An 18,340-nucleotide genomic window follows, 5' to 3' on the forward strand; every position below is an offset into this window, starting at 1 on the left:
TGACGAAGATACAGGAAAATATTTCATGAAAGCCGCGACAAAACCCTGATTTTTTCAGCGACTCAAGCATAGTTAAGCGCTATCCCATGCAAATAGCGAATCAACACGTCACCCTCTATCGTTTAAGCATTTGATAAAATAAGTATCGCAAACAACACCCAATACCATAAATTAGATATATGCTTGAATAAATATACCATGATTTAAAATTGATAAAAATTATGCTTACTCTAAAAAAATGCCTGTTTATCACATTGTTGCTCGTCACAACTCCTCTGCTTGCAGAGCCTTTTGCTTACTGGAAATTTGACAGTAACCGTAATGGTATTTCCATCTATTCACGAGAGCATAGTGATGGTTTAGTGGAGATTCGAGCACAGATGTTCACACCCACCAGTTATGGAGCTTTTCTATCCTTATTGGAAGACAGCAAAAACGTGCCAAACTGGATAGCGAATGTGAGCAGTAGCCAAGTTTTAAAGCAGATCTCAGCAACTGAAAATATTGTCTATACTCAGTTTGCCGCACCTTGGCCTGCAACAAATCGTGATATGGTGACCTACTCTAAATACTCTATTGAAGATAGCGCTTTTACCCTGAGTATTAAAGATGCCCCCTTATCCACATTCCCGCCGCAACAAGGGTATGTCCGTGTTCATTCCGTCACGGCGACTTGGCTATTACAAAAGCTGACTAACGGCTTAACCGTCATTGAATACACCGCGTTTGCTCATCCCGGTGGCGATCTTCCCGATTGGCTGATCAATAAACTGGCCATTGAGAGTGCGCGTGAAACATTTGAAGGGTTGAGAGCACAGCTTCCAAACTACCAAACCCGTTCTCACCCGCAAATACAAGAGTAGTACTTCTGAAAGTAGTTCTTCTGAAAACTATGCTTCTGAAGTGTCGCTAAAGCAAACACTCCACCATTAACTGTAACGACTGATTTCCACGAAACTCATTAATGTCCAGTCGATACGCCATATGGACCGTTTTAGTGGCAGGATCAGGCCAGCGACGTAGATCAACATTAAAAGCGATAGCATCTATGGTTATATTACTTGGGTGCCCTTTAAATAATGGTTCCACCATCATTTTTAGATGCTTCTCCCCCACTAGTTTTTGATGCAATATTTTGAATTCACCATCAAACACCGGTTCGGGAAAGTTTTGCCCCCACGGGCCCCCATCTCGTATCAACTGAGCAACATGCATGGAGAACTCTTCAGGTAATAACTCACCATCAGATAACACCACGCCTTGCAAAGCACTTTCATCGAGTTCATCTCTCACGACTTGATCAAACAGCTGACAAAATAAATCGTAGTGCTCTTCTTTGATGGTTAACCCTGCTGCCATGGCGTGACCACCAAACTTGGTAATAATATTTGGATGTTGAGTATCAATTCGATCCAGTGCATCTCTCATATGTAAACCGGGTATAGAGCGACAAGAGCCTTTGATGAAGCCATCCCCACCATCAGCAAACGCAATCACCGGACGATGAAATTTGTCCTTAATTCGCGACGCAACGATACCAATCACCCCTTGATGCCAATCTCGCTGAAATAGAACTAATCCATAAGGGAGTTGTGACGCTTCGTTTAACTGGAGTCGTTCGCAGATGGCAATAGCTTCTTGCTTCATCCCTTCTTCTATTTCTCGTCGAGTCTGGTTTAGTCCATCAAGTTCTGTGGCCATACGCCGAGCTGCGTGTATGTTGTTACACATCAACAGCTCAACACCAAATGACATATCGTCTAAACGACCCGCGGCATTAATTCGTGGACCCAACGCAAAACCAAAATCGGACGCCACTAATCTTCTTGCGTCTCTTTTGGCCACTTCAATCAGAGCTTGAATTCCCGGCCGAGCTTTCCCGGCACGAATTCGTTGCACGCCTTGATGCACCAAAATGCGATTATTTTCATCTAGGGAGACCACATCCGCCACAGTACCCAGTGCCACCAAATCAAGCAGTTCTGCCAGATTAGGCTGTAAAATATTTTGTTGAGTAAACCACTCTTTCTCTCGCATATACGCTCGGAGAGCCATCATTAAATAGAATGCGACTCCTACGCCGGCTAATGCTTTAGAAGGAAATGAACAGAGTTGTAAATTGGGGTTAACCATCGCATCAGCAATAGGCAGTTCATCCCCCGGTAAATGGTGATCAGTAACAATAACATCAATACCTTTGGATTTTGCATAGCGAACCCCTTCAATGGAAGAGACGCCATTATCCACGGTCATGATAAGCTCCGCTCCAAGTTCTATCGCTTGATCCACCACTTCAGGACTTAAGCCATAACCGTCTTCAAAACGGTTAGGCACTAGGTAATCAACATTCTGACTACCAAAACTGCGTAACGCTAACACTGACAAAGCGGAGCTGGTTGCGCCATCAGCGTCAAAATCTCCCACAACAATGATACGACGTCCAGCGCCTATTGCTGCATAAAGCAGTTCTACCGCCTTCTCAATACCATGTAACGACTGATAAGCATGTAGTCCTTTTGCTCCTTTATCTAACTGACTCATGTTCCTAATTCCCCGAGCAAGATAAATACGGCGTAAAAGAGGAGGAATAGTATCGGAAAGCTGCGAAAGATCTTGTGCCGGACGCTGAGTAATTTTATTCATAACAAGTCAGTTGTTCTCATATCGTATAGGAGCAATAGGGAGTATTAGAAGAGGAAGAACTCGGCCTAGCTATGAGGCCAGACCGAGCTTAGGATGTTTACTTATCCATTTCTGCGCGAAGGCGAGTAATCATTTTTGCTGGAGGCATATAACCCGCAACAAGCTTACCATTTGGTAGATAAATGGCCGGAGTCCCAGAAATACCTAACTCTCTGCCTAAAACATACTGATCCATAATTTTTGTTTTACACTGTTCAAGGTTATCGACCTGTTCCGTAAAATTACGCTCTATCTTGGCTTTATTCATTGCAGCCGCTGGCTCTTTTGCACACCAGATACGCGCCATCTCTTCAGCCACTTCTCCTTGCGGACCTTGACGGGGATAAGCCAAATAACGAACTGTAATACCCAACTCATTATAACCGCTCATCTGGCTGTGTAATTTCACACAGTAACCACAAGTAGTATCAGTAAACACGGTAATGACATATTTTTCATCGTCCGCTGGATATACAATCATATCCTGTTCAAATTGAGCAATTTTTGCTGCATTCAATGGCGCTTTTCGCTCTTCTATTAAGTTGACGTATTGACCATCGCCATCCAGAGAATACAGAGCACCAGCGATAAATTGTTCACCCGCTGCATTGGAGAAAAACAGCCCACCATTGGTTTCAATTTCCACCAAACCGTCTATGGTTGCAGGCGTGATGCTTATAACTTTTACACCCATTTTTTCAAAGCGAGCAGTGAGCATTTCTTTGTCAAACAGAGTGTCTCTCACTGTTGCAGCTTGCGTTTCTGTCGAAGTTTCAGTTTTGGCTTCTTCCGCATTACAAGCGGCAACCAGTAGAAGGGTTGTCAGAAAAGTTAATCGGCGTAAAACGCTCATTTGTACCACCTTTTTTATCATTATAATTCACGCCCGTGGATGATGCTGTTCATGAATCTGTTTAAGTCGCTCTGTTGCTACATGAGTATAAATTTGAGTTGTCGATAAGTCACTATGTCCTAACAACATCTGTACTACCCTAAGGTCTGCACCATGATTAAGCAAGTGTGTTGCAAATGCATGCCTAAGAACATGGGGAGAAAGCAGCTCTGTATCAATTGCTGCGATTACTGCGTAATGCTTTATGCGATGCCAGAAAGTTTGTCTGGTCATCTGCCTCGCCCGCTTACTTGGAAACACAACATCGGAACTCTGCTCACCTAACAGTATTGGTCTGCCTTGTTCAATAAAAGTTTCAATCCAATCGACCGCATTTTCTCCCATTGGAACCAAACGTTCTTTATTGCCTTTGCCTATTACTCGCACAACACCTTGACGAAGACTGATATTCTCCATGGTCAAGCTCACTAACTCAGTAACACGTAAGCCTGTTGCATAAAGCAGCTCCAACATAGCTTTATCTCTTAACTCTATTGGGTCATTACAATCAGGAGCATCAAGTAGGTCATCCACCTGAGTCTCGGTTAAGTCTTTAGGTAATCGTGTCGGCAGCTTAGGGGCAATAAGTAAGGTACTTGGGTCATCTGAGCGCAGGTTTTCACGATATAGATACTGAAACAGACGCTTCATGGCCGACAACATTCGAGCACGAGAGGTCTGTTTATACCGCCGATCCACCAACCAAGCTTGGTACTCTTGTAACTCATGAGTTGACACAGATAACAACTGATATTGCTGCTTGGTCATCCACTCAAAAAGCCGTTTTAAATCATTTCGATAAGATGCAACGGTATTCTCAGATAACCCTTTTTCCATCCATATGGCGTCGAGAAATCGTTCTACAATTGCTAAATCTTTATCCATTGCTCAACCATAAAGTTACTTTCAGCATTTGAGTATACCTGTTTTATAGGTAGAATCAGCGCAATAATGAATAAAAGAATAATGCACTTACTATGAAAATTGGACTATTTTACGGCTCTTCTACCTGCTATACAGAGATGGCAGCAGAAAAAATACGCGCAGTCATTGGAGAAGAGTTGGTTGATATTCATAATGTTAAAGACGTGTCATTAAGTAGAATGAACGACTACGACTTTATTATTCTTGGTATATCGACATGGGATTTTGGTGAAATTCAAGAAGATTGGAACGCTATTTGGCAAACGGTCTCTACCGTTTCACTCAACAATAAATGTGTTGCGCTATTTGGTCTTGGTGACCAAGAAGGTTATGGCGAGTGGTTCTTAGATGCGATGGGCCTACTGCATGATGAGTTGCAACCGACCGGTGCTAAATTTATTGGATACTGGCCAAATATAGGTTACCAATTTGATGCCTCGAAAGCGTTAATAGAACAAGGAGACTATTTTGTAGGACTTGCTCTGGACGAGGACTCGCAATACGAGTTAAGTGATGATCGTATTGCCACTTGGTGCGAACAGATATTAGTTGAGTATCAACAAACACTTTAACAAGCCAATAAGTTCTTGTTACGCAGCGTTTCGCTAAACCAATAACTTATCTGAAAACAATAACTTATCTGAAAACAATAACTTATCTAAAAACAATAAAGGGAAGGCAATCGCCTTCCCTTTAAGATATTTATCCAAGCAAAATTACGCGGTTTCTTCTGTTAATGCCTGCTGACGCTTGCCACCAATAAATAACATCGCTACCAAAGTGATGGCTGTCGGCAATAACCATCCCATGCCATAGTCAAACAATGGGATAAAGTTCAATGCAGAAACATCAACGCCGGCAACTTTAATCGCATCAATTAGAGCAAACAGCAACGAGACTAAAATCACTGTACGGTATGCCAATTGACGGTTTGGCAGTAAGTTACGGAAGAAGGTTAACGCCACCAATGCAATCGCGATTGGATATAGCAAGAATAGAACAGGAACAGAAAGGCTGATCAACTGAGATAACCCTACATTTGCCACTAACGTACAAGCCAGACCAACAATAATCACCCAAGCTTTATAAGGCACTTTACATAGAGAACTAAAGAAGTCTGAACAAGCCGATATTAGGCCAATCGCTGTTGTTAAACATGCCAAAAGCACAATGCTAGATAGGACAAACTGACCAGAAGCACCAAACAGTGATTGAACATATTCACTTAAGATCACACCGCCATTGTCAGCATTAACAGATACACCACCACTTGTAGCCCCCAAGTAGAACAGCGAAATATAGATAAATGCTAATCCACTTGCGGCAACAACACCTGCAATGATCAAATATTTAGTAATGGCGGTTTTTTCTGTAATACCTTTGCCTTTAAGCGCATCAACTATCAACATACCAAACATCAGCGAAGCAAAGGTATCCATTGTGTTATAGCCTTCTAGGAAACCTTTCACTAACGGTTGGGCAATGTAATCACCTTGAGGTGCCATAATATCTCCTTGCGGATCAAGGAATACACTGACGGCAAGAACAACCAAACAGATAAATAGAACGGGTGTTAGGAGTTTACCAATAACATCAATCAGCTTACCTTGAGACCAAGCAAAGAACATCGCGACAGCAAAAAAGACAATAGAGAAAATGGTAAGGTCCATTTGCGCGGCATCAATAATAAATGGTTTTACGGCCATTTCGTACGCAACCAGCCCAGTTCGTGGCGCCGCAAAAGCAGGACCAATGATGATAAACATCAATAACGCCATGATAGTCGACGCTTTTTGAGGAAGATCTTGAGTCAGTTTTTCCCACGTACCACCAGCAACAGCAATGGCAACAATAGTAATAAGAGGCAAGCCAACTGCTGTAACCAAGAATCCAAACATAGCAGGTAATGAGTTCTCTCCTGCTAACTGACCCGCGAGTGGTGGAAAAATAATATTCCCCGCTCCTAAGAAAAATGCGAATAGCATAAAACCTACTGCTATTATGTCAGTTACTTTTAACGTCTGACTCATAAATAAATCCTGTGATAATGTGTTACATTTTGAACAGTTGACAGATTATTCAACTAAATTAAGGTGCGTGATAATGACGAAATAGAGCTGATTGGTCAATAGATAGTCAAAAAACGATATTTAAAACCATTTAACAAGCTGAGTAGCAGTTAATGACGCTATTATTTCTAGCATTAATAGATGATCATCAACGAAGCTTGGGCAGTTAACACTACAGAATATCAGCGCATTAGTTCAACAGAAGTCGTTATAACAGTTATTAACACTCATCAATTCTAAAAGAACAGCAGATCATGAGTAACATCAAAAATAAGACCAAAGACTTTAAATTCAAGAAGTTCGACATTATTGGAGGCTTCTCCGGAATGCCTGTAAGCACGGATGGCGTGTTGTTGGGGGCATGGGTTGATATAAATCAAGGAGAGTCCATATTAGACATTGGAACAGGCACTGGCTTACTCGCGCTCATGTGCGCGCAACGATTTTCGCAAGCAATAATTTCCGCCGTTGAGATCGACAGTGACGCTTTTCAAGCAGCCAAAAACAATTTCTCTCGTTCAATTTGGTGCTCCCGGCTCTCACTTTATCAACAAGATATTCTTCTTTGGAGCAGCAAAAGAACCTTTGATTGTATTGTCTGCAACCCTCCCTATTTCAATTCAGGTGAGCAGTCTAAGTCTCAGCAACGAGCAAAAGCCCGTCATACAGACACCCTTACTCATCAGCAACTATTAATAAGATGCAAGGTTCTGCTCTCAAACAACGGAACAGCCAGCTTTATCCTTCCTACTGAAGAAGCAGAAAACATGATTGCAATGGCAATATCTAGCGGCTGGCAGATAAAAAGAGTTTGTCGAGTACAAACAAGCCCAAATAAGCCAGTAACACGACTCTTATTTGAACTGAGTAAACAGAAGTGCCAACGCATAGATTCCGAGTTAATTATTCAAAATTCAGGGGATTACAGCAGTGACTTTATCGCATTAACAAAAGAGTTCTATTTAAAGATGTAGAATTATCTTTTGATCAACTATAATGCGCGACCAAACTGTTAATTACCCGCTTGTGGAGATCCTATTGTGGTCAGAAAATTTTCCGAACTAGACCTAGATCCAAACCTTTTAGCTGCAATAGAAGAGATGGGTTATGAACGCCCTACTCAAGTGCAGGCAGAGGCGATCCCTCAGGCTCTCGAAGGTAAAGATATTCTTGCCTCTGCGCCAACTGGCACAGGTAAAACCGCCGCTTTTGTCTTGCCGGCCTTGCAGTATTTACAAGACTTTCCACGTAGAAAAGCTGGCCCTGCTCGTGTATTAGTATTAACCCCAACGCGTGAACTCGCTATGCAAGTGGCTGACCAAGCTAGAGAGCTTGCGAAACACACCAACTTGAAGATCTTCACCATCACTGGTGGTGTTATGTATCAAGACCATGCGGATATTTTAGCGACAACTCAAGATATTGTGGTGGCAACACCTGGGCGTCTAATGGAATATATTGAAGCCGAGCGCTTTGATTGTCGAGCCATTGAATGGTTGGTGCTGGATGAAGCCGATCGTATGTTAGATATGGGCTTTGGTCCTGTCGTCGATCGTTTATCGGGTGAGTGTCGCTGGCGTAAGCAGACCATGCTCTACTCTGCCACATTGGAAGGGAGAGGGGTTGAAGGCTTTACCGCAGACCTACTTAACGAACCTGCCGAAATCACCGCAGAACCTTCTCGCCGCGAACGAAAAAAAATCACTCAGTGGTACCACAGAGCAGATACGCTGACTCATAAAGTTGAGCTGTTAAAACATATATTGACCGAAGAAGCAGAACGCTCCATCGTGTTTATTAAAACACGTGAACGTTTAGGAGAACTTCGCGATCAATTAGAAAGTGCACAAATTCCTTGTAGCTGGATTCAGGGAGAGATGCCTCAAGATCGTCGTAATAATGCTATTCGTCGTTTTAGAGATGGTGAAGTCAACGTATTGCTAGCAACGGATGTAGCAGCAAGAGGGATAGACCTTCCTGACGTGAGTCACGTCATCAACTATGATATGCCTCGCACTGCCGACGTTTATCTGCACCGTATTGGCCGAACGGCTCGCGCTGGGAAAAAAGGTAATGCGGTTGCTCTAGTAGAAGCTCATGATCAAGCCATGCTAGAAAGAGTCGCTCGATACACCAAAGAAGAGATCAAAGAACGCTTTGTCAAAGGCATGCGACCAACACACAAAAAACCGAGTGTGACAAAGAAAAAGAAAAAAACCAAAGAGAGCGCGAAAAAGAAATCATCTACTAAGAAAACGTCGGTGAAGAAGAAAAGCAGCAAGAAAAAGTAGCTCTGAACTAACCTAAAAAAACCGCTTAATAAGCGGTTTTTTTGTATCTAAATCAAACGAACTGCTACTTATGCAATTCAGCATCGATAGCAGCTCAGCGATAAGAATATGAGTAGAACTGAACCAGATTCCGGTCGCTATGACTGTTCGTCTCGTTTAAAGACCAACTCAGTCGCTGTAGATTCACTCTCAGCGAAGTAATAACCTGCCACTGTAAACTTCGTCAGCTCTTCGATGGAGTTAACTTGGTTATCAATGATATAGCGAGCCATCATCCCTCTCGCCTTTTTAGCAAAGAAGCTAATCACTTTATATTGACCATTTTTGCAATCTTTAAACACAGGAGTAACGATTGAGCCATCTAGTCTCTTTTTCTGTACCGATTTAAAATACTCATTAGACGCTAGATTGACTAAAATATTGTCACCCTGATCTGCCATCGCTTGGTTGAGTTTATCCGTTATTACATCACCCCAAAATTGATAGAGGTTACTTCCTCTTGGATTCGCTAGCTTACACCCCATTTCCAATCGATACGGTTGCATAAGGTCAAGTGGTCGTAATACGCCATACAAACCAGATAACATTCTCAAATGAGATTGTGCATATTCGAAATCCGATTCCGTCATGGTCTCAGCGGCTAATCCAGTATATACATCCCCTTTAAAGGCCAATATAGCGGGACGAGCATTGTCCAAAGTAAACTCTTCATTCCACTGCTGGAAACGCGCCACATTCAAACCGGCTATTTTGTCGCTCACCTTCATTAGATTGGCGACATCAGCAGGTGTCATTTTACGACACTCAGCAATCAACTCTTTTGAGTGTTCCGTTAACTCGGGTAAGGTGTGCCTCTTTGTCACCAAAGGTGACTCATAATCTAAAGTTTTCGCGGGTGAAACAACGATAAGCATGGTGAACTTCCTGACTGGTTTTGTAATTATGCTCCCTAGCATAGTAAAAAAGCCACGCTGAGTCAGCATGGCTTTTTCTATTTATTTGATAGGGATTATCAATTACGCATTAAGATTCTTTCTTGTTGCCATCCCAAATACCTTCTTCCAACTGTGATTTCAGCTCTGGAAACTCATTTGAATCAAAGGTTGGAACCTTACCCTCAGCCAACTGACGGTTATAATCTTTTGCCAGTTTTATCACTATGCCAGAGAGCAGAATAATCGCCACCAAGTTCACTATCGCCATCAATCCCATTGACACATCCGCCAGCGACCAGATAACAGGAAGTGAACCGATCGAACCAAACATGACCATTCCTAATACAATCACACGGAAGATCTTTAGACCACCTTTGTGGTTATGCTCTAAGAAAATCAGGTTAGTTTCTGCATACGAGTAGTTAGCGATAATTGACGTAAATGCGAAGAAGAAAATCGCTACCGCTACAAAGATAGAGCCCCAATCACCCACTTGTGAACTTAATGCACGTTGCGTTAACTCGATACCTGTCACTTCACCGTGAGGAACGTACTCACCAGAAACAAGAATGATCGCAACCGTTGCCGTACAGATAACCATGGTATCCATAAACACCCCTAGCATCTGTACATAACCTTGAGAAGCTGGGTGAGGAGGATATGGTGTCGCTGATGCAGCGGCGTTAGGTGCCGAACCCATACCCGCTTCGTTTGAGAACAAACCACGTTTAATACCATTAATCATTGCTTGAGCAATGGCATAACCTAGTCCACCTGCTGCAGCTTCTTGAAAACCAAATGCACTTTTGAAAATGAGAGCAAAAGCACCTGGCACTTTATCAAGGTTCATCGCTACAACAAACAGTGCTAATGCCAAGTAGAATAGCGCCATAACAGGAACGATAAGCTCTGCTGTTTTTGCAATGGTTCTAATTCCACCAAATATAACAACCGCTGAGATCGCTACGATGCCGATACCAACATAAAGCGGTTCCCAACCAAATGCCGTTTTCATTGCACCCGCGATGGAGTTTGCTTGCACAGCATTAAAGACCAGACCGAATGCAATAATTAGGAAGATCGAGAACAGCACTCCCATCCAACGCATTCCAAGCCCTTTCTCCATATAATATGCAGGGCCACCACGATAATTTCCATCATCATCTTTGGTTTTATATAACTGAGCTAAGGTACTCTCCGCAAAAGACGTTGCCATACCCAACATAGCAATGAGCCACATCCAGAATATTGCACCGGGTCCACCAGCTGTTAATGCAACAGCAACACCCGCCATATTTCCGGTACCAACACGGGCAGCCAAGCTAGTACAAAGAGCTTGAAAAGATGAGATACCTGACTTATCCGCTTTACGACTATTTTTAAGAACGCTAAACATGTGGCCAAAGTGGCGAATTTGGATAAAACCCAAACGGATAGTGAAGTAAATCCCTACTCCAACTAAAAGGTATACAAGAATAGATCCCCACAGGAGATCGTTCATTAAGTTAATTATGTCTGTCATATGAGCCTCTTGTTAAATTAAGCGACAATCGTCTATCGCTTATAAGAATTAAGCCACATTGGTTGGTATTATTTAAGGAAACCCGTTTATCTTGATGTGACTTAATGGATTGCAACGATCAATCACCAAGTGAAGAAAAAACTAGTTGCATATCTTTATATCTGTTGACCGCAGGATAATGCAGCTCATGAGCAGAAAAATCAATACCAAACAAGTTGCTTAGCAAAGTGTTTTTTACTTCATTAACACAATAATTTAACAATATACCCCACATTATTTTCTAAAAATTTCTACAACTATTCATTAACGAACCGCAGCGGTTTAAAGTAAAAAGCACCAACGATTAACCCTAGCTCAATTTGCAATAAGCTCCTTTTGTTAAAGGAGTATTGAGGTAAACCACAAAAATCTGAGCAAGCGCATTATCACCCCTCTCAAAAACAGTAAACGGTTAACACCACCAATACCCAATAAATCCACTTGTACAGGTTATTAACAACTCAATCACGGCAATAAAAAACTACGCCGCCTTTTCAACTGCGCACTATTTGAGCGATTTATCTTAATAAACTGTGAATTCCGATAAATTTTCTAATAAAAACTTCATCGAAGAGAAACATTTGCGAAACACATCATAGTTATTCTTACCTCCCTTATGGTACTTAATTGATTACAGTCAGACGAATCTTGATAGGAGTTTTGTACGGCTGTCAGCAAATAAAAAACAATAAAGAGAGGTCAACATGGAAGGCTTTCTACTAGATAACATCATGATGGAGATAGGAAATCACCAAACTCGTTCAAGCCGAGCAAAACCGGCAAAGCGAAAGTGGCGTGAAATAGAAGCAATAAAAGACCGTCAACGATTACAAAAAGAGCTGATGGATATGGATGTCTGCAACGACTACAGTTTAGACGATATAGACTTATAACAGATATATAAAAACAGGCACCTTGAGGTGCCTGTTTTGTCATTTATCGTCTTAAAACAGTCGCCGAATACTATCTGACAGTCAAACGAACGGTCTAACTATATTACCTCAGCTTCCGTTTGACGTACTCTTTGCGCCAACTGTTTATATTGATCAGCGATGGTCTCTCCGAATACAGGATCATCTTCACTGTGATCCCATAGCTTCTCTACTTGCTGCCAATCTTCCGTGGTAAATGTTTGCTTAATCAACGGCAATATCTCTTTCTCTTCGAGATCCAAATGTTCGCGCTGAGCCACAATAAACGACTGTAACTTCTCAGCGAAAATCTCTAATGGAACAACAGCATCTTGAAGAATCATCTCTACAGTCAGTAAAAACTCGCTGGTATCCTGAGACAGCTTAATATGTTCCGCTTCCAAGTTCTTTATTTGGTTACTTGCTGGATAATGCTCTACAAAGTATCGATATAGGATGTCTTCTTTTGGGTGGTGAACTTTCTCTGAATGCGAAGATAAATACTCAACTATCTCTTTGATTAGTGTGAAGTTTACAGCTTCTTCAGCATTGATACTGTGACACTTTTTTTTCAAGATCGCTAAAAGACGTACCATATAACCATGCTCACGATGGATCTGCTCTAACATCATCACTTACTCCTTATTTCCCTATAATTAAACTCTTCAGCTCTCCCAACGAATTGTTGAGGACGTATTAATTCTCTTAACTGTTATGTCAGATAAAATGATGAACGATAAAGCAAGGAAATATGGAGGTGCCCTCCAAGTGATCAATAACAACCGAAACTAACAAGAGCTTGCGCAATCGAACCCACTTTAACCATGCTTCACTCATGGTTAATTCGACTTAGTAGTATATCCAAATACCATCAAGCCGCTTATTTAGCGAGAATTTATTGGCTTCTATCGAGGCACCGATTTGAAGCCACTTTGCTATAACTGTAGTGCATAAAAAGCGGAATAACCACATATTGACTACGGTTAAATGATCAGCTAATCAAGAGAAGGTTGCCAATTAATGCTATTGGAACCCTGTTTGGTTAAGATGCGATTGGTTTCGGAGAAGTGACCACAACCTAAAAAACCTCGATGAGCAGATAATGGCGAAGGATGAGGAGCCGTTAACAGGTGATGGCGAGTTTGATCTATTGCTTTACCTTTTTTTTGTGCGTGTGCCCCCCAAAGTAGAAAGACCACACCAGAACAGCGTTGATTAACTACGTCAATGACACGATCTGTAAACGTTTCCCAGCCTGTTTTTGCATGAGAGTGCGCCATACCCTGCTCTACCGTTAACACGGTATTCAGTAGCAGGACCCCTTGATCCGCCCAACTTTTTAAATAGCCATGATCAGGGATTTGAAAGCCATCAATATCACTGGCGAGTTCTTTGTAGATATTGACAAGAGACGGTGGAACCTTCACTTCAGGAAGAACAGAGAAACAGAGACCATGAGCTTGCTTCGGTCCATGATAAGGATCTTGGCCAATAATGACGACTCTGACATTGGCTAACTCTGTGAATCGAAAAGCATTAAACACATCTTGCTCTGGAGGATAGATGATTTTCCCCTGCTCTCGCTCATTCTCAACATAGCTCAGTGTTTGTTGAAAATAATCTTGCTGCTTCTCATGCTCAATCACATCATGCCAAGTAACTTGCTCTACCATACTCAATCTCCTGTATACGACGGTGAGCATTGTATACTTAAAACAGGCTAATGCAGACTATTGATAACTAAATCTGTTATTTCATTGGCGACAACAAAAATGCTGCGCCAATGTGTTACTCAACAAGCATAAGGTCAAATATGACACTACTTTGTTCTCTGAGGCGTCCGAAAATGTCCTCTACCCTGAATATGGCGATTAGGGACCGGGCGGGGATTTATTAAAGTGGTGGTATATAGTGATTTACTACTCATATTGGCATCCTCTTTTCATTAGTGAACAGCTCACAATGTGATGTATGAAAGAAAGATGCCAATATTGTTGTTCTGAGTAATTAATCTAGAATAACTCGTTCAATTCAGGTGTTTTTTAATTCTAAATGACGTAGTGCTTGAATTTCATCAGGCCAGATTTCTGGTTCTATTGTCTCTAAAATCAATGGGATAGAGTTAAATCTAGCGTCTTTCGCAATATATTCGAAACAGTCCCAACCTATTTCCCCTTTACCTAACGAATGGTGACGGTCCACCCTACTGGCAAATTTTACTTTAGAATCATTAAGATGCATTGCACGAAGATAGTGCATACCAACAACCCTATCAAACTCTGCAAACGTCTCTTCACACGCTTGTTTGCTTCTGAGATCATACCCTGCGGTAAATGTGTGGCAAGTATCGAGGCAAACACCTACCCTCGTTTTATCTTCAACTTGGTGGATGATTTCCGCCAAATGTTCAAATCTCCAACCTAAATTTGTACCTTGTCCTGCGGTATTTTCAATAACAGCAACAACATTATCCACCGATTTATGGGCAATATTGATGGACTCAGCAATCGTAGCGAGACACTCTTCCTCGGACACCTTTTTTAGATGGCTACCCGGATGAAAATTCAGCAAAGTTAAACCGAGTTGATTACAGCGTTCCATTTCATCAATAAATGCAGCTCGAGATTTCTCTAATTTTTCAGCTTCAGGTGCTCCCAAATTTATTAAATAGGAATCGTGCGGCAATATCTGCTCGGCAGAAAATCCATACTGGGCACAGTTTTCCTTAAATGCCTTGATGCTCTCTTCCGTTAATGGCTTAGCCACCCACTGCCTTTGATTTTTGGTGAATAATGCAAAGGCATTCGCTCCAATCTCTTTTGCACGAATAGGAGCATTCTCTACTCCACCAGCGGCAGACACATGGGCTCCAATATATTTTTGACTCACGATGACTTTATCCTTTCTTATATACCCAAGAGATCTCTAAACGCCAAACTCATAAAGAAACAAGCGCGTTAAAGTTAATGGGAGATGTTTGCAACATTTGTCTCTTTTATTAGCAATTTTTTCAGTAAATATCCAAATAAAACTTGTTAATAAAACATTGCCAAATTGTTGTAAAATTACTACAAAACCAGCTTGGTAAAATTTATTTTAATCTCTCAAATTTAATTGAATTCATTGAATTGAAAGACTTTTTGATTCAAATCAACGAAAACACCTTAAAATAAACAAGGTTTTTAGTTGTATTTTGACCTAAATCAATATTATTATAGCTTACATAGCGTTACGCAACATGCTCAACAATTTAATAAATTACATCACTTTATGTGAATGAGGAGAAAGTAATGATCCAAGGTATTCAAATTACAAAAGCAGCGAACGACAATCTACTTAACTCTATCTGGCTTCTTGATAGCGAAAAAAGTGAAGCACGCTGTGTTGCTGCAGTTTCAGGTTTCGAAGCAGATCAAGTTATCTCAACATCTGAACTTGGCGAATTCGAAAGCCGTGAAGTGGCAATTGAAACAGCACCTCGCGTTGAAGGTGGCCAACACCTGAATGTTAACGTATTAAAACGTGAAACATTGGAAGATGCCGTCGCTAACCCAGAAAAATACCCACAGTTAACGATTCGTGTATCTGGCTATGCTGTGCGCTTTAACTCGCTCACTACAGAGCAGCAACGTGACGTTATCGCTCGTACATTTACTGAGTCACTATAAGCTCATAAACTGTACTCTTTATTGAATAAAGGCGCATCTTGCGCCTTTTTTGATCCCTAATTAAGCGATCCTCTACTTAGGTTACAGACTATCTAACCAGACAAAAAAGAGCCCGCAACTAACTTAGTTACGGGCTCTTTTTATCACTAACAAGCTATTTTTGTACTTTGCGCAGTACCACTTTCAATGCATCAAAGTCTGCATCCAGCTCTTCAGACAACAGCTCCATGGCAGCATGTTTTGCCAATGGCGCAGGAATATCAATATCCGTCGCTAATACCTCGTCCACAACTTCTTTAAACTTAGCAGGATGAGCAGTACACAAGAACAGTCCTGTTTCACCCGTTTGAAGTTGCTGATCCAGTCCTCGATACGCAATCGCACCATGTGGCTCACAAAGATAACCTTGCTCATATAGCGATTTCACTGACTCTGCACTTTGTTCATCCGTTACTACGGCTTTACCCAGCTCATCTAATCCCCAGCCTTTAAGGCGGCATAACTCTTCAATACGTGGCCAGTTATTTGGCTGACTAACATCCATAGCGTTAGAAGTTGTAGCAATGGTTTTCTTCGGAGTCCATTCACCCGTTTCGAGATAACGTGGAACCGTATCATTAACATTGGTCGCAGCAATAAAACGTTTTACCGGTAGACCGAGAGCTTTAGCAAGTAGACCGGCTGTCAAATTACCAAAGTTACCGCTAGGAACAGAAACAACAAGGTTTTCGCGCTGCTGCTCCGTTAATTGAGACGCCGCTTCAAAGTAGTAGCAGATTTGAGCCATTAATCGGCTGATATTAATGGAGTTTGCGGAATTAAGACCAATCTCTTCTCGCAACTCTTGGTCATCAAATGCTTGCTTAACCAAAGCCTGACAAGCATCAAAATCACTATTGATTGCAACGGTATGAATATTTTTCCCAAGGGTGCAAAACAGTTTCTCTTGTAACGGACTGATTTTGCCTTTTGGATAAAGAATCACAACATTAATGTTTTCCATACCGTAGAAAGCATGGGCAACAGCTGCTCCTGTATCACCAGAGGTAGCGGTTAAAATAGTAATCTTACCACCGTCAGAGACAGCAGCTAGAGACTGAGCCATAAAGCGGCCACCAAAGTCTTTAAACGCCAATGTAGGGCCATGAAAGAGCTCTAATGCATAGACACTCTCTTTTACCTTATTGATAGGCGCAGGGAACTGAAAGGCGTTCTCAACCAGTTCTGTGACTTGTTCTTTAGAGAGTTCATCACCAATTAACGCTGATAATATTTTGCTGCTGCGAGAGGTAAAATCCTCATCAAGCAGTGCATTTACGTCATCAAATGTTGGCAGTTCTGATGGAAAGAACAGCCCTTGGTTTTTACCTAGCCCTTGGCGTACTGCTTGACCAAACGAGACTTGTTCATCATTTTCTTTAATATTGTACAGCTTCATAACTCACTTCCTGTCACAATCGAGCCCTGTTTATCCAATCGACAAACATGCACGAATCCTTCTTCATTTTGTACGTAATGCAGTTCTAACCAGCGAGCAACTCGCTCGGCAACATCTTGTTCTTTACATATGCTAAATAACGTTGGTCCTGAACCGGAAATCCCAGTCGCTAACGCACCTGCTGATTTGGCGTATTCACGCGCCTGTTCAAAACCTGGGAGTAGTTTCGCACGATATGGTTCGGCGATCACGTCTTTGATCAATTTGGCAGCAAGCTCTGGCTGACCAGAATGACATGAGTGGATAAACCCAGCCAGATGACGACCATGAGCAATCACATCTTGACGGCGATACTGCGAAGGTAATATTTCACGCGCTTCTGCTGTGGATACTTTTATGCCGGGATACGCCATAACCCAGTACCAATCATCAAAACATGGAACTTCTTGACTGATAATACCTAACTCTTCCAACATCAATTGCAAACCACCTAGATAACAAGGTGCGACGTTATCATAATGGATGCCACCAGAAATTTTACCTTCCATCTCGCCCATTAATGCCAGTAGCTCCATCTCATTAAGTGGTTGATCATGAAAACGGTTAAGGGCATCAAGGGCCGCAACAATAGAGCAAGCACTTGATCCTAGTCCTGAGCCAATCGGCATATTTTTTTCTAATGTCATCTGCAGCGGCTTTAGAGCGACCGATTTTTTCTCTAGCTCTCGAGCAAAAACCAGCCAACAGTCATAGACAATGTTCTCTTTCGCTTCAGTGGGTAACTTTGACACAAAGCGACCAGCTGTCGTTAAGGCAAAAGGTGACTCTCCTGCCTTCACTAATACTCGATCACCAAGCAAGGTGCCGTCGATCGGTGACACCGCAGCACCAAGTACATCAAAACCAACGCTAACATTACCAATTGAGGCCGGCGCATAAACCACAACACCATTATCTGCTGAGCTCATT

At 41.9% G+C, this 18,340-nt stretch carries 17 protein-coding genes; 6 read left to right on the forward strand and 11 right to left on the reverse strand.

From position 1 onward, the window contains the following. Positions 1-221: 221 nt before the first annotated feature. Positions 222-863 (forward strand): START domain-containing protein, encoded by a 642-nt coding sequence (locus F0227_RS13795; RefSeq protein ID WP_171753802.1) that lies wholly within the window; start codon positions 222-224, stop codon positions 861-863. 46 nt (positions 864-909) lie between these two features. On the opposite strand, the gene recJ is transcribed toward F0227_RS13795, so the two are convergent. The 3 genes from recJ to xerD all read right to left on the reverse strand — a co-directional run bounded on the left by recJ (position 910) and on the right by xerD (position 4,459). After that, positions 910-2,643, reverse strand: a complete 1,734-nt coding sequence (recJ, locus tag F0227_RS13800; protein WP_171753803.1) for a single-stranded-DNA-specific exonuclease RecJ — start codon at positions 2,641-2,643, stop codon at positions 910-912. A 97-nt stretch (positions 2,644-2,740) separates the two neighbouring features. Then, complete coding sequence (locus F0227_RS13805) at positions 2,741-3,535, reverse strand: thioredoxin fold domain-containing protein (protein ID WP_171753804.1); 795 nt, start codon at positions 3,533-3,535, stop codon at positions 2,741-2,743. Between the two features lie 27 nt (positions 3,536-3,562). Further along, complete coding sequence (gene xerD / locus F0227_RS13810) at positions 3,563-4,459, reverse strand: site-specific tyrosine recombinase XerD (RefSeq protein ID WP_171753805.1); 897 nt, start codon at positions 4,457-4,459, stop codon at positions 3,563-3,565. Between the two features lie 92 nt (positions 4,460-4,551). On the opposite strand from xerD, the gene fldB reads away from it, so the two are divergent. Beyond that, positions 4,552-5,070: a flavodoxin FldB gene (gene fldB, locus F0227_RS13815; protein ID WP_171753806.1), complete on the forward strand. Its 519-nt coding sequence runs from the start codon at positions 4,552-4,554 to the stop codon at positions 5,068-5,070. A 144-nt stretch (positions 5,071-5,214) separates the two neighbouring features. Here fldB and brnQ read toward each other — a convergent pair whose 3' ends face one another. After that, complete coding sequence (gene brnQ, locus F0227_RS13820; protein WP_171753807.1) at positions 5,215-6,528, reverse strand: branched-chain amino acid transport system II carrier protein; 1,314 nt, start codon at positions 6,526-6,528, stop codon at positions 5,215-5,217. Positions 6,529-6,821: 293 nt separating this feature from the next. Between brnQ and F0227_RS13825 the strand changes: the two genes are divergently transcribed. Together F0227_RS13825 and srmB are read left to right on the forward strand one after the other, a co-directional pair. After that, a complete protein-coding gene (locus F0227_RS13825) occupies positions 6,822-7,541 on the forward strand; it encodes a methyltransferase (RefSeq protein ID WP_171753808.1) in 720 nt (239 codons plus the stop codon). Between the two features lie 66 nt (positions 7,542-7,607). Further along, entirely contained in the window at positions 7,608-8,858 is a 1,251-nt protein-coding gene (gene srmB / locus F0227_RS13830) for an ATP-dependent RNA helicase SrmB (protein ID WP_171753809.1), read from the forward strand. Positions 8,859-8,995: 137 nt separating this feature from the next. Here the strand turns inward: srmB and yaaA are convergent, their stop codons facing one another. Then, positions 8,996-9,772 carry a peroxide stress protein YaaA gene (gene yaaA / locus F0227_RS13835; protein WP_171753810.1) on the reverse strand — a complete coding sequence of 259 codons (777 nt, stop codon included), beginning with the start codon at positions 9,770-9,772 and terminating at the stop codon, positions 8,996-8,998. Between the two features lie 109 nt (positions 9,773-9,881). Further along, complete coding sequence (locus F0227_RS13840) at positions 9,882-11,315, reverse strand: sodium:alanine symporter family protein (protein WP_171753811.1); 1,434 nt, start codon at positions 11,313-11,315, stop codon at positions 9,882-9,884. Between the two features lie 743 nt (positions 11,316-12,058). Between F0227_RS13840 and F0227_RS13845 the strand changes: the two genes are divergently transcribed. Then, positions 12,059-12,247: a DUF3545 family protein gene (locus F0227_RS13845; protein WP_171753812.1), complete on the forward strand. Its 189-nt coding sequence runs from the start codon at positions 12,059-12,061 to the stop codon at positions 12,245-12,247. Positions 12,248-12,345: 98 nt separating this feature from the next. Here F0227_RS13845 and F0227_RS13850 read toward each other — a convergent pair whose 3' ends face one another. The 3 genes from F0227_RS13850 to nfo all read right to left on the reverse strand — a co-directional run bounded on the left by F0227_RS13850 (position 12,346) and on the right by nfo (position 15,157). Next, positions 12,346-12,897, reverse strand: coding sequence for a hemerythrin domain-containing protein (locus F0227_RS13850; protein ID WP_171753813.1), 552 nt, complete (start codon positions 12,895-12,897; stop codon positions 12,346-12,348). A 363-nt stretch (positions 12,898-13,260) separates the two neighbouring features. Continuing rightward, on the reverse strand, positions 13,261-13,938 hold the full coding sequence (ung, locus tag F0227_RS13855; protein ID WP_171753814.1) for a uracil-DNA glycosylase: 678 nt from the start codon (positions 13,936-13,938) through the stop codon (positions 13,261-13,263). Between the two features lie 358 nt (positions 13,939-14,296). Next, positions 14,297-15,157, reverse strand: a complete 861-nt coding sequence (nfo, locus tag F0227_RS13860) for a deoxyribonuclease IV (protein WP_171753844.1) — start codon at positions 15,155-15,157, stop codon at positions 14,297-14,299. 398 nt (positions 15,158-15,555) lie between these two features. Here nfo and grcA point away from each other — a divergent pair, with 398 nt between their 5' ends. Further along, a complete protein-coding gene (grcA, locus tag F0227_RS13865) occupies positions 15,556-15,933 on the forward strand; it encodes an autonomous glycyl radical cofactor GrcA (RefSeq protein ID WP_171753815.1) in 378 nt (125 codons plus the stop codon). A gap of 154 nt (positions 15,934-16,087) precedes the next feature. Here grcA and thrC read toward each other — a convergent pair whose 3' ends face one another. Both thrC and thrB read right to left on the reverse strand, forming a co-directional pair. Next, positions 16,088-17,371 (reverse strand): threonine synthase, encoded by a 1,284-nt coding sequence (thrC, locus tag F0227_RS13870; protein ID WP_171753816.1) that lies wholly within the window; start codon positions 17,369-17,371, stop codon positions 16,088-16,090. Then, complete coding sequence (gene thrB / locus F0227_RS13875; protein WP_171753817.1) at positions 17,368-18,339, reverse strand: homoserine kinase; 972 nt, start codon at positions 18,337-18,339, stop codon at positions 17,368-17,370. The genes thrC and thrB overlap by 4 nt, the downstream gene beginning before the upstream one ends. Between the last annotated feature and the right edge of the window lies 1 nt (position 18,340).

Source organism: Vibrio sp. 99-8-1 (assembly GCF_013114595.1).
In the GTDB taxonomy this organism is placed as follows: domain Bacteria; phylum Pseudomonadota; class Gammaproteobacteria; order Enterobacterales; family Vibrionaceae; genus Vibrio.